This is a genomic window from Kaistia algarum (assembly GCF_026343945.1).
Lineage (GTDB): Bacteria > Pseudomonadota > Alphaproteobacteria > Rhizobiales > Kaistiaceae > Kaistia > Kaistia algarum.
The window spans coordinates 762,413-776,444 of the sequence record NZ_JAPKNJ010000003.1 but is presented as its reverse complement, the minus strand read 5'-3'; the positions used below and the strand labels follow the sequence as shown (position 1 = coordinate 776,444).

At 63.6% G+C, this 14,032-nt stretch carries 17 protein-coding genes and 1 tRNA gene; 1 reads left to right on the top strand and 17 read right to left on the bottom strand.

Features of this window, described 5'->3' with window-relative positions:
• Window positions 1–97: 97 nt before the first annotated feature.
• The 10 genes from OSH05_RS22065 to OSH05_RS22020 form a co-directional block, all read right to left on the bottom strand.
• A complete protein-coding gene (locus OSH05_RS22065; protein WP_266352957.1) occupies window positions 98–1,546 on the bottom strand; it encodes a DUF1073 domain-containing protein in 1,449 nt (482 codons plus the stop codon).
• Window positions 1,547–1,562: 16 nt separating this feature from the next.
• Window positions 1,563–2,906 (bottom strand): DNA-packaging protein, encoded by a 1,344-nt coding sequence (locus OSH05_RS22060; RefSeq protein WP_266352955.1) that lies wholly within the window; start codon window positions 2,904–2,906, stop codon window positions 1,563–1,565.
• Window positions 2,818–3,423, bottom strand: coding sequence for a terminase small subunit (locus OSH05_RS22055; protein ID WP_104220630.1), 606 nt, complete (start codon window positions 3,421–3,423; stop codon window positions 2,818–2,820). Before OSH05_RS22055 ends, OSH05_RS22060 begins: the two co-directional genes overlap by 89 nt.
• Before the next feature lie 26 nt (window positions 3,424–3,449).
• Window positions 3,450–3,731 carry a hypothetical protein gene (locus OSH05_RS22050; RefSeq protein WP_104220629.1) on the bottom strand — a complete coding sequence of 94 codons (282 nt, stop codon included), beginning with the start codon at window positions 3,729–3,731 and terminating at the stop codon, window positions 3,450–3,452.
• Between the two features lie 29 nt (window positions 3,732–3,760).
• Window positions 3,761–3,837 (bottom strand) — tRNA-Met (locus tag OSH05_RS22045).
• Window positions 3,838–4,005: 168 nt separating this feature from the next.
• Complete coding sequence (gene nusG, locus OSH05_RS22040; RefSeq protein WP_323181481.1) at window positions 4,006–4,632, bottom strand: transcription termination/antitermination protein NusG; 627 nt, start codon at window positions 4,630–4,632, stop codon at window positions 4,006–4,008.
• Window positions 4,629–4,934 carry a hypothetical protein gene (locus tag OSH05_RS22035; protein WP_104220627.1) on the bottom strand — a complete coding sequence of 102 codons (306 nt, stop codon included), beginning with the start codon at window positions 4,932–4,934 and terminating at the stop codon, window positions 4,629–4,631. Before OSH05_RS22035 ends, nusG begins: the two co-directional genes overlap by 4 nt.
• Window positions 4,934–5,956, bottom strand: a complete 1,023-nt coding sequence (locus tag OSH05_RS22030; RefSeq protein ID WP_207778802.1) for a DUF1376 domain-containing protein — start codon at window positions 5,954–5,956, stop codon at window positions 4,934–4,936. Before OSH05_RS22030 ends, OSH05_RS22035 begins: the two co-directional genes overlap by 1 nt.
• Entirely contained in the window at window positions 5,946–6,119 is a 174-nt protein-coding gene (locus OSH05_RS22025; RefSeq protein WP_165801681.1) for a hypothetical protein, read from the bottom strand. The genes OSH05_RS22030 and OSH05_RS22025 overlap by 11 nt, the downstream gene beginning before the upstream one ends.
• A complete protein-coding gene (locus OSH05_RS22020) occupies window positions 6,119–7,546 on the bottom strand; it encodes a DnaB-like helicase C-terminal domain-containing protein (RefSeq protein WP_133163150.1) in 1,428 nt (475 codons plus the stop codon). The genes OSH05_RS22025 and OSH05_RS22020 overlap by 1 nt, the downstream gene beginning before the upstream one ends.
• Before the next feature lie 59 nt (window positions 7,547–7,605).
• Here OSH05_RS22020 and OSH05_RS22015 point away from each other — a divergent pair, with 59 nt between their 5' ends.
• Window positions 7,606–7,893: a hypothetical protein gene (locus tag OSH05_RS22015; RefSeq protein WP_266352952.1), complete on the top strand. Its 288-nt coding sequence runs from the start codon at window positions 7,606–7,608 to the stop codon at window positions 7,891–7,893.
• Between the two features lie 179 nt (window positions 7,894–8,072).
• Here the strand turns inward: OSH05_RS22015 and OSH05_RS22010 are convergent, their stop codons facing one another.
• From OSH05_RS22010 to OSH05_RS21980, 7 genes are read right to left on the bottom strand one after another with little or no spacing between them, the layout of a single operon-like run.
• Entirely contained in the window at window positions 8,073–10,598 is a 2,526-nt protein-coding gene (locus OSH05_RS22010; RefSeq protein WP_104220624.1) for a DNA methyltransferase, read from the bottom strand.
• The gene (locus OSH05_RS22005; protein WP_133163149.1) at window positions 10,595–10,888 is read right to left on the bottom strand and encodes a hypothetical protein; all 294 of its coding nucleotides are present in this window, start codon (window positions 10,886–10,888) and stop codon (window positions 10,595–10,597) included. Before OSH05_RS22005 ends, OSH05_RS22010 begins: the two co-directional genes overlap by 4 nt.
• The gene (locus OSH05_RS22000; protein ID WP_104220622.1) at window positions 10,885–11,820 is read right to left on the bottom strand and encodes a GcrA family cell cycle regulator; all 936 of its coding nucleotides are present in this window, start codon (window positions 11,818–11,820) and stop codon (window positions 10,885–10,887) included. The genes OSH05_RS22005 and OSH05_RS22000 overlap by 4 nt, the downstream gene beginning before the upstream one ends.
• Window positions 11,817–12,371, bottom strand: a complete 555-nt coding sequence (locus OSH05_RS21995; protein ID WP_104220621.1) for a hypothetical protein — start codon at window positions 12,369–12,371, stop codon at window positions 11,817–11,819. The genes OSH05_RS22000 and OSH05_RS21995 overlap by 4 nt, the downstream gene beginning before the upstream one ends.
• Entirely contained in the window at window positions 12,368–12,568 is a 201-nt protein-coding gene (locus OSH05_RS21990) for a hypothetical protein (RefSeq protein WP_104220620.1), read from the bottom strand. The genes OSH05_RS21995 and OSH05_RS21990 overlap by 4 nt, the downstream gene beginning before the upstream one ends.
• Complete coding sequence (locus tag OSH05_RS21985) at window positions 12,568–13,146, bottom strand: hypothetical protein (protein ID WP_104220619.1); 579 nt, start codon at window positions 13,144–13,146, stop codon at window positions 12,568–12,570. Before OSH05_RS21985 ends, OSH05_RS21990 begins: the two co-directional genes overlap by 1 nt.
• Before the next feature lie 14 nt (window positions 13,147–13,160).
• Window positions 13,161–13,724: a hypothetical protein gene (locus OSH05_RS21980; protein ID WP_104220618.1), complete on the bottom strand. Its 564-nt coding sequence runs from the start codon at window positions 13,722–13,724 to the stop codon at window positions 13,161–13,163.
• Window positions 13,725–14,032: the final 308 nt, after the last annotated feature.

The following is a 14,032-nucleotide window of genomic DNA, read 5'->3' as shown; positions in this document are numbered from 1 at the left end:
CTCAGCCGATCGCGGGTCATCCTGGTCAAAGGCAGAGACGAGGTCTGCGACGTGCGCCGCAACCCGTCGAAGGCGTCTCCCGTAGTCCTGCTCGTCCTTATGGGCTCGCTTCCAATTCGGCCGCTTCTTCGACGCCGACCGATCCATCGTCAGGGAGAGCCGCGGCAAGGGCTGGTAGCTCTGCAACATCAACGCCCTCGCCCGGCTCCGGGGGCTCGTTTTCGGCCTCCGTGATCAGATCGTCGGTGAGATTTGTCCAAATGCCGGTCACATCGGACGACTGCTTCAGTTCACGCATGGCGGTGGGCCGATCTACGATTCCAGCTTCAAAGGCCTGCGTCGTGGCCGCCGTAGTGCCGACCGCGATCGTGGACTTCTCGGTCTCGGACATCTGCCAGAGGCTGTTGAAGGAGAAGTCCAATTCCTCCGGCGGCTCACCGCCGATATCCGACCGATAGGTGAGTTCCAGCACCTTCTCGACGCCGAAGCGCATCCGGCTTTCCTGCTGTGCACTGATCTGGTCGTAATAGTTTCGGATGTCCGCGTCGCCGGTCGCATTCAGGCCGGCCGGCGACTGACCGAAGAGGCGAACGAGAGGAATCTGTAGGGCGCCGGAAAGCTGTTGTGCGAACTGCAGCAACAGATCCGACAGCCCGGCGAACGTATAGCTGTGCGCCTCGAAGGTGTCCTTGGCATCCAGCAATGTCAGTCCTTCGCTGGACTGCATCAGCCGGATCATCTCGAACATCTTGATCAGCGCCGCTTCGGCGGGGCCACCCGCGGCCAGGATGTCGCGGAGACCTTCAACAGAGACAGTCCGAAGATGTGCTTTGTAGACGAGTTGTGCGGCGCCCTGCGTCGTGCTGTCAAAGGCGACGAGCCGGTCGTAGATGCGCTCGACGATCGACAGGCCCCATCCGTATTCGGCGACACGCTGCCAATACGGCAGATCGTGCCCATCGATCCTGATGACGCGGCTGTGATGGATCCGCTGTCCGCGCAAAGCCGGCGCCGATATCATCACATCGTACCAGGCTGGCCGGCCGAGATCGGGGCCAAACTCTTCCACCACCTCTTCGATCGCCGGAACGACGACCCATCGGTCAAGGCAGAGCAACCCCTTGAATGCGCCGCGCGCAACGGTCTCCATCCGCAGCGGGGTTGCGAGGTCCTGCCCCTCGACCAGGATGACGGCTATGGCCCCGCCATAGAGGCGCGCCCATTTGATGGTGTCGTTCAGTGCCTGCCAGATGCCGCGGCGCTCGAACCTCTTCAAGATGAGGCTGATCTGGTCGGGCTCGATCGCCGACGAGATATCGATGCCGGCTCGCGTCATGTCCTCGGCGACGCAGTCGACCGCATTTCCGATCAGCCAGGAGCCGCGATACATCCATTCCAGTTGCGCGCGCTGGCGCGTGATCGGGTTCAGCGAATAGGACGAGCCCGACGAGAGGTTATCAGCGCCGATGCCGAGCCTGGCCGAGATATTCTGAAACGAATCGCCCGTCGGCTTCTTGGCTTCGGCGAGGCGCGGCTTCTTGGTCATAGCGCCTCGCTTCGTGTCAGCCATCGGCGAACGCCTTTATCCATGTCGCCGGATCATGAGCGTTGAGATCGAGCATCAGCTCGGCAATCGCCCAAACCATCGCGTCGGCTCGGTCTGGCGAGCCCTTGCCGATATAGCCCTCAGATGTCATCGAACAGAGCTGGTCCTCCAGTTCGTCGACCTTGCCAACGAGCTTGACCTTACCCTGCTCGAACAACGCAGCGACCGGCTCGGCTCGGGCGATCTTGCCCCGCGACGCCGTGACCTCCTTGTAGGAGACCGACTTGTCCACGGTGCGGATGACGTGCTGGACCATCGCGCCACCGAAGTTGCGCTCGGCGATGATGCGGTCGGCTCCAAATTCCCGGTAGGCCTCTACAGCCCGGCGCCCCCAGCCGTCCGGCGAGAGCTTGCAGGTTCGGTCGGCAAGAACGTAGCCGATACCATCGACACCCTTGCCGGCTGCGACGATGCCGATCGAATCGCCATCGTCTTCCTCGCCTCCCGTCCCGGACGGATCGACGCTGATCACGATGCGCGACATTTCCGGAGCGGTGCGGACGTGGGCCGCATCGACCATGGCCCGTGTCCAGAGCGCGCCGGGCACATCGTCGAGGATCTCGGCGTAGAGCTCTTGGCGACCGAGACGGGTGCCTTCAAACCGCGCCAGGATCTTCTGCAGATAGGACGGCGCCAGATTGGCGCGGTTGTCGAACGTCGAGCCCCGCGTCACCACCGCATCGGCCAGGATCTGCCGGACGAGCGAGATCGGTCGAGGTGTGGTCGTCACCATGGCCTGCGGATGCTGACCAAGGCGAAGGCCGAACTGAAACATATCCCAGGCGTCTTGCCCGTAGCGCCATGCGGCGAGCTCGTCGGCCCATCCGGCATCGTGCTGCGGTCCGCGAAGACGATCAGGCTCGTCCGCCGAAAACGTCGTCGCAATGGCGCCATTTGCCCATGTCACGCGGCGCTTGGACGGCTCATAGACCGGACGCCCGACGATGGCACCGCGATGGTCCCGATCATGTTCCCAGCACACCGACATCAGACCGCTGTTGCCCTCGACCATGACGTCGCGGGCATCGCCGGACGTCGGCGCGATCAAGGCGATGCGGGACGCACCGGAGCGGACCTTTTCCCGAACCCATTCCGAACCGGCCCTGGTTTTACCGGAGCCGCGCCCGGCGACATAGGCCCAGGTTTGCCAGTCGCCGGGTGGCGCGAGTTGTTCAGGCCGGGCCCAAGCTCGCCAATCCCAAAGAAGCTCTTCAGCCTGCGCTTCCGTCAGGCTCGCTATCAGGCTGGTCCGATCGCGTTCCGGCAGCGAGGCGAGCGAGGCGATCAGCGAGGATGTCACGAGCCGATACGTCCTTCGTCTCGATCGGGCCGCCGTCAGCGCCGGTTACCTCAAGCTTTTTCTTGAACATGCCGAGGTGGTTGCCGATCTTCTCGAGAGCGCCGAGCTTGTCGGCCAGCTTGAACTTCACCCGGCGAACATCGCGGGCGTCCTCGCCGCGGCCATCCCTGAAATCCTCGACCGTGACCTCGGCGAGCGCCGCCGCCTGGTCCCGCGAGAGCGCGGAAAAGTCGAGATAGGGATCTCCGTCGGCGCCGGCCCGCATATAGTCGGCCATGTTGGCGAAGCCGACCTTGGCGAGTTCTTCGAGAACGCGCTGGATCGTGATCTCCGCCCGTGCGGCGCCGCGCCCTTGGATTTCGGCGATGCGCGCAACCACTTCCGGATAGCTATCCAGCCTCGTCGGGTTGCTGTCGTGCTGCTTGTACCCGGCGGTGATGTAGGCGACACCGACCGCCTCGCCCTTGGCCCTGGCCTGGGCGAAGCGCTCATGGCGCGGATTATCGAGGCGAGGCATTCACCCGTGGCGCAACGGCGCCCCTCTCAACTCGTGACAGCCGCGGCAACGGCCTCAACGGACGCCGGATCGACATCCACAGCGAGTACGTCGGCAACGCTCTGCACTGCGGCCTGCACGCGGGCGTCCAGCGCGGCAATCTCCGCCTGCGCTGCGGCGAGTTGCTCGTTGACCTGCGCCAGATCCGCCTTGGTCGCATCGAGTTCGGCCACGAGCGGCGACGGCGCCCGCAGCTTCTCGATCACCATGGCGGCGGTCGCCTCCAGCGCGGAGACATGCGATTCGAGCGGGCTGAAATCGAGCGACATGGCGATCGGCCTTTGGTGGTGGAGGGAATTGGATGCAGCGGGCGGATTCGAACCGCCGGCCTTCAGGGTATGAACCTGACGAGCTACCGGACTGCTCTACGCTGCTGAAATCTGGTCGATAGGACAACATCGCGGAAGCCACATTCGGCTCCTGGGTCCAGGCCGGAGAATTGCTTCAGCGCCGCAGCGCCGGTCCTCTCAGAGCACCCGAATCATCCTGACGCAGGATATGGGAGCAATTGATCGAAGATGTCAAGATGTAGGCGACGATCATTCACAAGGCCTCCAGCTGCTTCGCCTCGAACTCGACCGGCGTCCCGCGCCCGAAGATCTCGATCGCGACCTTGATCAAGCCCTGTGCGGTGACGTCCTCGACGAGACCGTTGAAGCCGGCGAACGGACCTTCCTTTGGGCGCACGGCCGTCCCAGCCGGAAAGCGTTCTGCCGCGGTCTTCTTCCGCGCCCGCCCCTTCACGACCGGCTCGATCATCTTGTCGAAGAGACCGGCGATCTGTGCCGCCTGCATTCGCTCGACATAGCCGTTCGGCACGACGAGCGCCCAGCCGTCGTTCCCCAACACGCTGCCGATACCGTCGCAGGCGCCCAGAACATCCCATGGCATTTGCGCCAATGAACCGTCCCGCCGCATCGGCTGAGCGACGAAGATGTACCCCGTGAAGAGCGGAAACCGTCGCACCACCGATTTGCGGCTCTTCCGGAGATAGATCTCGCGGCGCATCCGAGGAAGGTAGCCCTCCAGCCCTGCCTCCCGCAACGACCGCTCAACGACGGACTCATCCTTGAATTCGTCAGGGATCCCACGCCGCGGCGGCGCCTTATGCGAGGCCCCCGGCTTGAGAACCCCAACGTACCAGCGTCGATTTGGCTCGCACCCGCTCATATCCGCTCACCCGATTTGATCTGCCGTGCACCGGCTTCCATCGCGTCAATGTCGTGGGATTCGGTCCCGGCGAAGACGACGGCATGACGGTAGGCGGCACAGAAATCGTCGAAATCGACCCACCTCTTTCCGATCAAATCGGCGTGGATGGTCGAGTGAATCCCCGGCATCGCAGGCCCAAGGCGAGCCCACGGAACGTCGTAAACGCCGCTTTCGGTATCGGCGAGCAGGAAGCCGTCGACGACGCGCCATTGCCTGCCCTGCCACAGGATCCGATCGATCGCTTGGTCTTCCGATTCCATCACTGCGCTTCCCTTCGCATTTCGGCTTCATCGGCTTCAGCCCAGCCTGCTCCATCGTCAGGCTTCAGCAGGTCAGGCGGCGCTCGGCACCCTGGCTGCGACGGCAATGGCCCCCAAGCTCTCGACCAGGATTTGTGTCGACGGGCCCATGAGATGCGCGCCTGCCAACGGGTTCGATCTTCTTGCGTCGGGAGTTGGATAACCTCGGCAATTGGCGCAATCCCAGCCTGCTCCGCGGCTCGACGAAACCAGTTCCGGAAGGTGGCGGACCAATCGAGCTTGACGCCGTCCCGTCCCGGTTTGGCGATCCAATAGTCGCGGAATCTGCCGCATTCCCGGTCGATCCCGACATCGCCAAAGCCGAGAGTTCGCGCAAATTCGCGATCATCCGTGTTGGCCGACCAATCGGGTGCAATCCGGGTTCCGGTCTTCGATTTCGGCTTTTCGGGCGTTTTCTGGTCGGAGCGCGACTGCGGCGCGCCAACCGAACGAAGTGAGGTTTCTTCTTCTTTACTTAACTCTCCCTCTCCCTTGGATCCTGTTACAAGCTCTGTCACAGACGTTGTCACATCGTCTGTCTGGCCTCTGTCGCTTACATTGTTACGTTGGGCGGCGCCGGTCTGTCTCTGAGCCGCGCGCGCGGCGCGAGCGGCCTCAGTTCTGGCTCTCTGCGAACTCCTTGCATCCCACGCATCCAAAGCCTTTTCCGCGACAACCGGATGGTAGAGCCTGCCGTCGCTGCATTTAATCCAGCCCCGCAAAACCATGTCGCGAACCTTTTTCCATCGGGTCCCTGCGCCGCTGAGATGGGCGAGAATTCGGTCATCGTCGGGAATGCTTGCCGCGGGGACTTGCAGAAAGCTACGTCCCCAAAGTGAGAATGCGGCCTTAAACTCATCTCCTGTCGCCAGTGCGTATAGATCGCTGTCAAAGAGACGGACGATATCGACCGGCATGTACGGCATTCCGCGGAGATCGCAATCCGATGGTGTTAGCGGTGCCGGAAGACCTTCAATGGACATTGTTGACCCCCTGAAGAGCATCATCGACCAGCGCCGTTGCCGCCTCGCGACTTAGACCGAACTGTTGCATTGCCATGCTAATGAAGAGATCGCGCGGCGGGGGCGTGTCGCGAAGATCGACTTCCGGCGGGACCAATGGCGCGGGCAGACCGGAGCGCTTCATCAGAACATGCTTTCGATCTTGAGATTTCGGATCGCAGACGCGGGAAGGTCGATGAAGAGCTTCACCGTGCCTGTCGGCCCCATCCGGTTCTTGGCGACGATGGCCTCAAGCTGGTTCTCGGTGTGCTCGAGCATGGCCTGATCCTCGATGGTGTCGGCCTTCTGCTTCTTGAGGTAGTAGTGGTCGCGATAGAGAAAGATGACCTTGTCGGCATCCTGTTCCAGCGATCCGGAATCGCGGAGGTCCGACAACATCGGCCTCTTGTCTTCGCGGGTCTCGCAGTTCCGGGACAGCTGCGACAGCGCTACGACGGCGATGCCGAGGGACTTGGCAAGCCCCTTGAGCCCGGCCGAAACCTCGCTGACCTCATTGTTGCGGTCGCCGCGATAGCGATCCGCTGGACGCACCAGTTGGAGATAGTCGACGATGAGGATGCCGAGATTGCAGCCGTCGCGCTTGAATGCTCGCTCCCAGGATCGCGCCAGCGTCGTGATGCCGGTAATCGACAGTCCGCCGCGGTCGTGGATCAGGACCGGAAGCTTCGCAAGCTCGAATGATGCAGTCTCGATCGCGCCGAGGTGCGAGCCATAATGGCCCTTCGCCACCTGTTCATAGGCGATGGAGCCGACGTGATCAAAGGCCTCGTCGGTCAACATGCGCGTCGTCAGGCTGACGTCGCTCATTTCCAACGATGCGATGCCGGCGCCGATGCCTGATCGTGCCGCGGCCCGTGCCAGGCAACCAGCAAGCGCGCTCTTGCCCATCGAAGGCCGACCCCCGACCAGGATGAGATCTCCCGGCGCAAAGCCGCCAGTCATGCGATCGAGATCGACCAGTCCGGTCGTGATGCCGGCGGCGCTGTTTCCATTTGCCGCTGCCGCGGAGGCATGCTGTAGCGCCTTGACGACAGCATCCTTGAGGGTGATCGACACCGCCGCGGGGTCGACGTTCTCGGCGACACCGGACAGCGCCTCAAGGCGCCCCGTGGCGCGCGCTATCTGTTCGGCCGGGTTGAGGTCAGCCGGCGCGTCATAGGCGATATTGACGACATCGTCGCCGATCTTGATCAGCGACCGCCTCACGGCGAGATCATAAATGGCGCGACCGAAATCCTCGGCGTTGATGACCGTCGTGGCCTCAGCCGCGAGCCGGGCCAGATATTGCGCCGCATTCAGTTCGCCGACGGCGAGGTCTGGCGGCATGAAGTGACGCATCGTCACCGGGTTCGCTATCCGCTCCGAGCGGATCAGCTTCGCCGCAACGTCGTAGATCTGACCATGCAGGGGCTCGATGAAGTGATCCGCCTCAAGAAACCCGGCGACACGATCAAACGCCTTGTTGTTGACCAGGATGGCACCGAGCAGGGCTTGCTCGGCTTCGATGTTCTGCGGCAGCGGCCGCGGTTCCGGGAGGGCATGGGCATTCAATTCGGAATGCTCCCGCCACACGCGCAATGCCTGGATGCCTGGTAGATGATCGTAGTGTGATGCCGGCCGCCGAGTGCCTTCCCGATCGCCGGCAGGGCATAACCGGCGGCCTTGGCGCGGTAACAGATCTCGGCAAGGGCACGGGCCTGAGGCGAATCTCTGTCGGCGAAGGTATGGCGCCGCATGACATCGTCGATGGCGATGCCATGGGCGGAGGTAACGGTGGCGATCATATCCTCGATTGTTGCCGGCGCCCCCTTCTCGATCCGCTGGCGGGCGCGACGGAGCCGATCCCGATCTCGGCGCGCGGCGAGACGCTGCTGATGACGGACCTCATCGTCCGATGACCCGACGCGGCGGACGGCATCCGCGATCCTGTTCCGGATCATGATGGCCTGCGGCGAGGCCCCCGCTTCAGGCTGGATATAGCCGTGGTGCTTCAGGAGCACCGCCAGGGCACGACGGCACGACAAGAACTTCGCGGCGCGCGGGATATGGGTGCGATCGAATTCGCCTTCGCAGTGCATTACTCCGCCGCCTCCGTCATATCGTCGCCTATGGTGTCGAAAAGACCGGGAACGGCCCGCTTGGCCTCTGCCTCCCGGCAATAGTGGAGACCGTCCCGGAAATAGTCGGTGTGGAGCTCGGACGCCGCGCCCCGGCGCCCCTTCAAGATCGCGCGATAGGGCACCGTCATGAGGCCGCCGAAGGGGTCGTAGACGATCTCGTCCGGGTTGGAATAGCGATCGATGAGCCGGTCGACGATGTCGAACTGCAACGGGCAGACGTGCTTCTCGACGTTGCGGCTGGACTGGTTGCCGTTCAGCGTCCGCATCCGAACGATGTCGTGCCATACGGCGGGATCGTGCGAGCCCGGCGCCAGCGCCATGAAGGTCCGCGGCAGAGCGCCCGGCCGGCGGGCCTCTATCGCCTCGCCCAGAGCGACATGACGCTCGTGGTCATAAGGTTCGGCCAATGACATGTCGGTGAAGAACTTGGCGAGTTTCGCCGGCCCAAGCGCGGCGAGTTCATCGACGGTCAACAGCCGATCGCCCGAAGACCGCCAGAACGCATGCGCGTCGATCTGCCAGCGCGCCAGGCTGTAGTCTTCCGGGGTTTTCCTGACCGGCAGATCGGCGTAACCCTTCGACCGATCCGACTGTCGCTTGCGGAAAAGCAGGACATATTCGGGGCAGCCAACGCCCATCTTGGTCCCGTCCTTCATCATCTCGGTATATCCGAGCCGATAGGTTTGGTTGTTCTCCCTGACGACGTCTGTGACGATCGTGATCATCCCGAAATACTGGAAGCCGTGCTGGCGGTAGTGAAAGATCGCCTCGGCGTGGAACGGCGAGACGGTCGGGACACCCTCGCCGGTGACGTTGCCGAACAGAATCCTGTCCTTGACGTGGATGCAGGCCAGCCGTCCGGGCTGAAGGATCCGGTGAAGTTCCGGCGTCAGAAAATCCATTTGACGCCAGAAATGATCATTGTCGTCGGTATGGCCAAAATCGTTATAGCTGGCCGTGTATTCGTAGTGGTTCGAAAACGGGATCGACGAGATGATCTGGTGGACGCTGTTGTCCGGCGTCCGGCGCGCCTCATCGACACAATCATTGTGAGCGATGCGGAAGCGCTCGCCAATGATTTCGCGCCTCGCAACACCGACCGAGCGTGACAGAACGTCGTCGATCGGCAACTGGTCGAGGCCGTAAGCGCGGATGATCTCGCTCATCTTGGCCATCATGCGATCGTGCTCAGCCCATTTACGTTCCAGCTCTCGCCGGATCTCTCGTTCGTCTTCGGAATAAATGAGGTCGAGAGTGCACGCCTCGGCTTGGCCGAAGCGGACGATGCGGTGAAAGGCCTGAATGAAGTCGTGGAACTTGAAGCCGATGCCAAGAAAGACGGCCCGGTGGCAGTGGCGCTGGAAATTGCAGCCAGCGCCGGAGAGGATGGGCTTGGTCGCGAAATGGCGGAACTTGCCGTCGGAGAATTCGACCACACGCGCTTCGCGGATATCGAGATCCATCGAGCCGTGAATAGACAGGGCGTCCGGCACGGCTGCCTCGATCGCGCGGCGCTCCGCCTCGAGGTCGTGCCAGATCAACATGTGGCTTTCCGGATCCTCGGCGATGATCTCTGTCAGCTTCTCGATCCTCGCCGGCAGGCTGTCACGCTTGGCGCCAGCGGCTTCGGAGAGGCCTAGGGCGGCATTGCGGAACAGCGCCCCTTGCCCGTCACGATCCGGGGCCGCTGTGGCATGGTCGACCGGGACCTCGTGCCAGTTCACGGTCACCGGCGGCAGGACATAGCCATCGTCCGAAAAACCGAGATCGGATGGCGCCTGGACGAAGATCGCCCAGGAATGCACCCAGAGCCAGAATTCCTCTTCCTTGTGGGGATAGAGCGTCAGATTGCCGGCGCTCTCCGAATCGCGCTGGAAGAACCGCGTCAGGGCCTGGCCGGTATCCATGACTCCGAGGAAACCGGCATAGTGGATCAGTTCCTTGGTCCGGTTCGGCGAGGGCGTCGCCGTCGCCACGAATTTGAACCGGACCCGTTCGAAGAGCGGAAGGAACTCCTGGAACGTTTTGGAGCCGTAGGAGCGCAGCACCGCGGCTTCATCCAGCGAGACGGCTATGAACAGATTCGGATCAAGCTTGCCGTCGCGGATCGTCTCGTAGTTCGTGATGTTGATTGCGGCGGCGTCGATCTCGCCCGCCGACCGAATGAACTTGATGGCAACGCCGATCGCCACGGCATCGCGGCGAAACTCCTGGCGGACACCAAGCGGCATCACGATCAGGACGGGGCCGCCGACCTTCGCCAGAACAAGGCGCATGAGTTCGAGCTGCAGGCGCGTCTTGTGCAAGCCGAAATTCAGGAAGAGCGCGCGACGGCCGCCACGAAGCGCCCATGGAACGATCGCGCGAACATGGGGCTTCAGGATCGGCTCTGCCGTCACTTCGTCGAGCGACACGACGATGCCATCAGACGGTGCCAGGGGCACCTTCTCAGCGAGAAACTGCCGATAGGCGTCGATCGTCATGCCGCCTTCTCCTTCGAAAGAGCGGGCGACACCGGCATCGCCGCAACCATGGCCCGGATCTCCGCCTCGTAAGGGATCATGGCTTTGACGAAGTGGTAGAACTGCGCGGTTCGATCGGCGGCGGCTTTGGCCTCGGCGAGGGTATGGTTGACGGTGAAGCTCGGCCACCTTGCGGCGTAGACCTCAAGCTGATGCACAATGCCGGCCCTTTCGCGGGCTTCGAAAAACAGGTCGACCGCAAGCTCACCAAAGCTGGCGGCAGGAAGCGGGATCGGCATGTCCGACATCATGCGGCCTCCGCTTCAGACGGCCGGCGCGCGGCGGGCGGCTGGTGGGTGAGCCGGAAGTGATGCTCGCAGTAGGGCGCGCCGGGACGCACCGGCATGCCGCAGGCCTTGCCGTCTTCCATGTTCGGCGCCGGTTCATGGTGAGCCCAGAGCGGGAAGTGGCAGCGCAGCGCGCCGGCATCGGCGAGTGCGATCACTGCCGAAGGATCGGGAGGTACGATCGGCGCCGGTGGCAGCTTGACCAGCTTCGGGGCTGGAAGCGGCGTCACCATGGAGGGCGAGCGCGGCGGCGTCGTCGTTGCCTTCCGAGGGGCTGGGATTGCCTTCGGCTTCGGCTCGGCCTTGGACTTGGGCCGCCCACCACCGTTCTTCCCCGGCTGCGTCTTGGCGATGCCGAGTTCGTCCCGGTTTCGGTCGACGAAGCCACTGATCGCGTTCCGGCTGGTGCCCAGCATGCGGCCGATCTCTGTGAACGATGCCCGGCCGTCGGCCAGAGTGCGGACCTGATAGAGGCGGCCATCCTGCGACAGGTCATCCCATCGCTTGCCGTCCGATGGGTGCGCGGCCCGCGGTGCTGGGTGGTGGCGATCATCGACGGAGGAAGATGCCGGCGCTGGTCGGCTATCCCCCTCCGTCCTTCCGCCGTGCGCCAAGGCGTCCGGCAGGTTCGAAAGCGGTGCCGCTGTTCCGTTGGGCTTCTCGTCGCCAACGTCGGCTTCGGACGACGGAGCCGGAGCGCGGAACTCCGGGCCGTCCTCGCGGCTCTCCGATCCGCGCTCTGGAGATGTGGCCGAAGCCCAGATCCCAAGCTCGCGCATCTTTGCTTCGACCTCGCCGAGAGGGCGATCGGTCTCCGTTAGAATTTCGTCCAGCTTGTAGCCGAGGGCGAAATAGTCCCTCAGATCGGCGATCTGGTCATCGGTCCAGTGGGTCATGCTGCGCTCTTCTGCTGGCGCGGCGTGAGGTGAAGGGTCCCCGTCTCTTCATTGACCGCAAACAGAGCGCGACCCGAGTTGTGAAGCCGGCGGCACGCATCGCGGACACGATTGCCGTCGGCGCCGTATTCGAGCATCAGATCCCTGGCATTCGGGCCGTGACGGAACCGGGTCATCAGCGCCGGCATGTCGTTGAGGATCAGGGTCGCCAGCGCTTCGCCTGCCGAGACCGCACCGACCGCCGCCGGCTGAGTGTCGACCGCCGCGACGATCGAGGCCATCGTCTTCGGTGCGCCCTCGACAGGGCTGGCCGGCGCGTCGCCTTGCCCGATCGACGCTGCAGGCGTGTCCTGCTCTCCCGCGCGTTCTTCCTGCTGGTCACCAGCGGGCCTGAAGGGCAGCTTGGTTTTGTCGCCGCGCAGGCAGATGGCCTGGAGCGCCGCGATGGCAGTATCGAGGCCCGACACCTGCGACGTCAGCAGCTGGATCTCTGCCGCCTTCGCGTCGCGTTCGACAACGATCAGATCGATGGCGTCCGTAATCGTACTCATGATGCGTCTCCTTGTTCTGCCTTGATCTTCCGGATCATTTCCTCGTTGGCCTGGAGCCATTGCAGCGTGCCGAGCACGCATTCGAGGTCCTCGGCGATCATCGCCCGCTCGGACGGACGCGGAGTGGTGCCGCCGTGAACGATGCGAATCGCGGTGCGGGTCGATTCAAGCTGGCGGGAGAGCGAGCGCTTCTGCATCACGCCGCTCCTGCGAACAGCGGTGTCGACGCGGTGCCCGTCTCCGGGCGGATCAGCGCCGAGGCATAGGAGTGCAGCGCAATGGCGTCGGCCTCATCATGAGTGGCCGGCGAGGCGCCGAGCTCACGGGCCCGGGCGACGGTGCAGAACTTCGCGGCCTTGCTATCGAGATTGCGACGCCCGACCACCGGCTTTCCCTGGAAAAGGAATTGCCGCCCGCCGATAAAATGACCCCTCACATCTTGGACATTGCAGGGCTCGACGCGCCAGATCCCCCGCAATTGCCCGACCAGCTTGACGATGGCCGGCAGCCCCATGAGGAACGAGGCGGTGTCTATGTTGGACTGGCCGCGCATATGCGTCGGCGGCAACGGCGCCTCATAGTAGATGGCAGCCGGCTTGAATGCTTCGGTGCGCTCCCAGAGGTGGCGGAAGAGCACGGCATAGCGCTCGCCATGCGAAGTGCCTGGCGCTTCGGCCAGGCGCCAGACAGTCGAGCGCGGAAGCTCTCCGACAGGGCCCTCCGCAACGCCGACGACCGTCGCCAGGTCGAGACACAGGATGCTCCTGTCCGCCATTGTCTGCCCTGCCCTCAGTTCGGCCGCAGCGCGTTGTTGATGTCGGCGACGAGCGCTGGGTCAGCCTTGCCCGACGACTTCCGCTTGATCGATTCCTTGGCCTTGGCGACCTCGCCGGCAGAATCCCATTGCTCCTGCTCCGACAGCCGTTCGGTGACGGTCGTGTCCATCGCCGCGATGGGCTGCTCGAGTTCTTCCTCGGTTCGCGCGGCGCGTTCCGCATCATTGCCGATGGCGGCGTCGTTGATGACGTCGGCGACGGCATCGCCCAGGTCGTGGAACATGTCGGTCTGCGAGAAGAACCCGAGCCGATCGGCCAGCACCATGAAATCCCGGATGCAGGACTGGCGCTTCTGGTCATCCATTTTCTCGAGCGATGTCGCCCAGCCGAACGCCTTGCGATGGATGCCGTAGCGTTCCGTGAAGGTCTTAGTCGCCTGCCCGGCGAGACCGGAATATTCGGCGGCATGGGCCTTCTGCCGATTGGCTTCCTCGACGGCCTTCTTGACCTCGTCAGCGCTCGGCAGCCGCTTCGGACCGAGATCCTGCTGCGCTGCCTTCTTCCTGCCTCGTGCCATGCTCTTGTCCTCTCAGGCGGCCGTGTCGCGGCCTCGACCATCGCCGGGGGAGCGACGGATCCACGGAAATCGGGGGAGCTCGAAATCGGGCAGGTCATCCCCGATCGAGACATCGGCGGCGGCCAAGAGGCGCGCGATGAAGGACGGGGAAGTCCTTGGTGTCTCGCCGTAGAGGAGGACGGGGATCGACCGGGTCATCGGCGTGCCCTTCCTGACGAACGGCGTTTGCGCCAGCGACGATGTGCTCGCTCGCCGGGGCGGCGGTTCTTGTGCTTCGTCGGCGAGCCCCCGCCGCGCCAGATGAGCGG

Bases quoted from the DNA above. Each gene is read 5' to 3' on its own strand.
- nusG (WP_323181481.1), bottom strand. From the start codon at position 4,632: ATGAGCGGGTGCGAGCCAAATCGACGCTGGTACGTTGGGGTTCTCAAG.
- OSH05_RS22005 (WP_133163149.1), bottom strand. From the start codon at position 10,888: ATGATGTCGGACATGCCGATCCCGCTTCCTGCCGCCAGCTTTGGTGAG.
- OSH05_RS22050 (WP_104220629.1), bottom strand. From the start codon at position 3,731: ATGTCGCTCGATTTCAGCCCGCTCGAATCGCATGTCTCCGCGCTGGAG.
- OSH05_RS22035 (WP_104220627.1), bottom strand. From the start codon at position 4,934: ATGGAATCGGAAGACCAAGCGATCGATCGGATCCTGTGGCAGGGCAGG.
- OSH05_RS22030 (WP_207778802.1), bottom strand. From the start codon at position 5,956: ATGTCCATTGAAGGTCTTCCGGCACCGCTAACACCATCGGATTGCGAT.
- OSH05_RS22015 (WP_266352952.1), top strand. From the start codon at position 7,606: ATGCCGGCCGCCGAGTGCCTTCCCGATCGCCGGCAGGGCATAACCGGC.
- OSH05_RS21980 (WP_104220618.1), bottom strand. From the start codon at position 13,724: ATGGCACGAGGCAGGAAGAAGGCAGCGCAGCAGGATCTCGGTCCGAAG.
- OSH05_RS22055 (WP_104220630.1), bottom strand. From the start codon at position 3,423: ATGCCTCGCCTCGATAATCCGCGCCATGAGCGCTTCGCCCAGGCCAGG.
- OSH05_RS21985 (WP_104220619.1), bottom strand. From the start codon at position 13,146: ATGGCGGACAGGAGCATCCTGTGTCTCGACCTGGCGACGGTCGTCGGC.
- OSH05_RS22010 (WP_104220624.1), bottom strand. From the start codon at position 10,598: ATGACGATCGACGCCTATCGGCAGTTTCTCGCTGAGAAGGTGCCCCTG.
- OSH05_RS21995 (WP_104220621.1), bottom strand. From the start codon at position 12,371: ATGAGTACGATTACGGACGCCATCGATCTGATCGTTGTCGAACGCGAC.
- OSH05_RS22065 (WP_266352957.1), bottom strand. From the start codon at position 1,546: ATGACCAAGAAGCCGCGCCTCGCCGAAGCCAAGAAGCCGACGGGCGAT.
- OSH05_RS22025 (WP_165801681.1), bottom strand. From the start codon at position 6,119: ATGAAGCGCTCCGGTCTGCCCGCGCCATTGGTCCCGCCGGAAGTCGAT.
- OSH05_RS22000 (WP_104220622.1), bottom strand. From the start codon at position 11,820: ATGACCCACTGGACCGATGACCAGATCGCCGATCTGAGGGACTATTTC.
- OSH05_RS21990 (WP_104220620.1), bottom strand. From the start codon at position 12,568: ATGCAGAAGCGCTCGCTCTCCCGCCAGCTTGAATCGACCCGCACCGCG.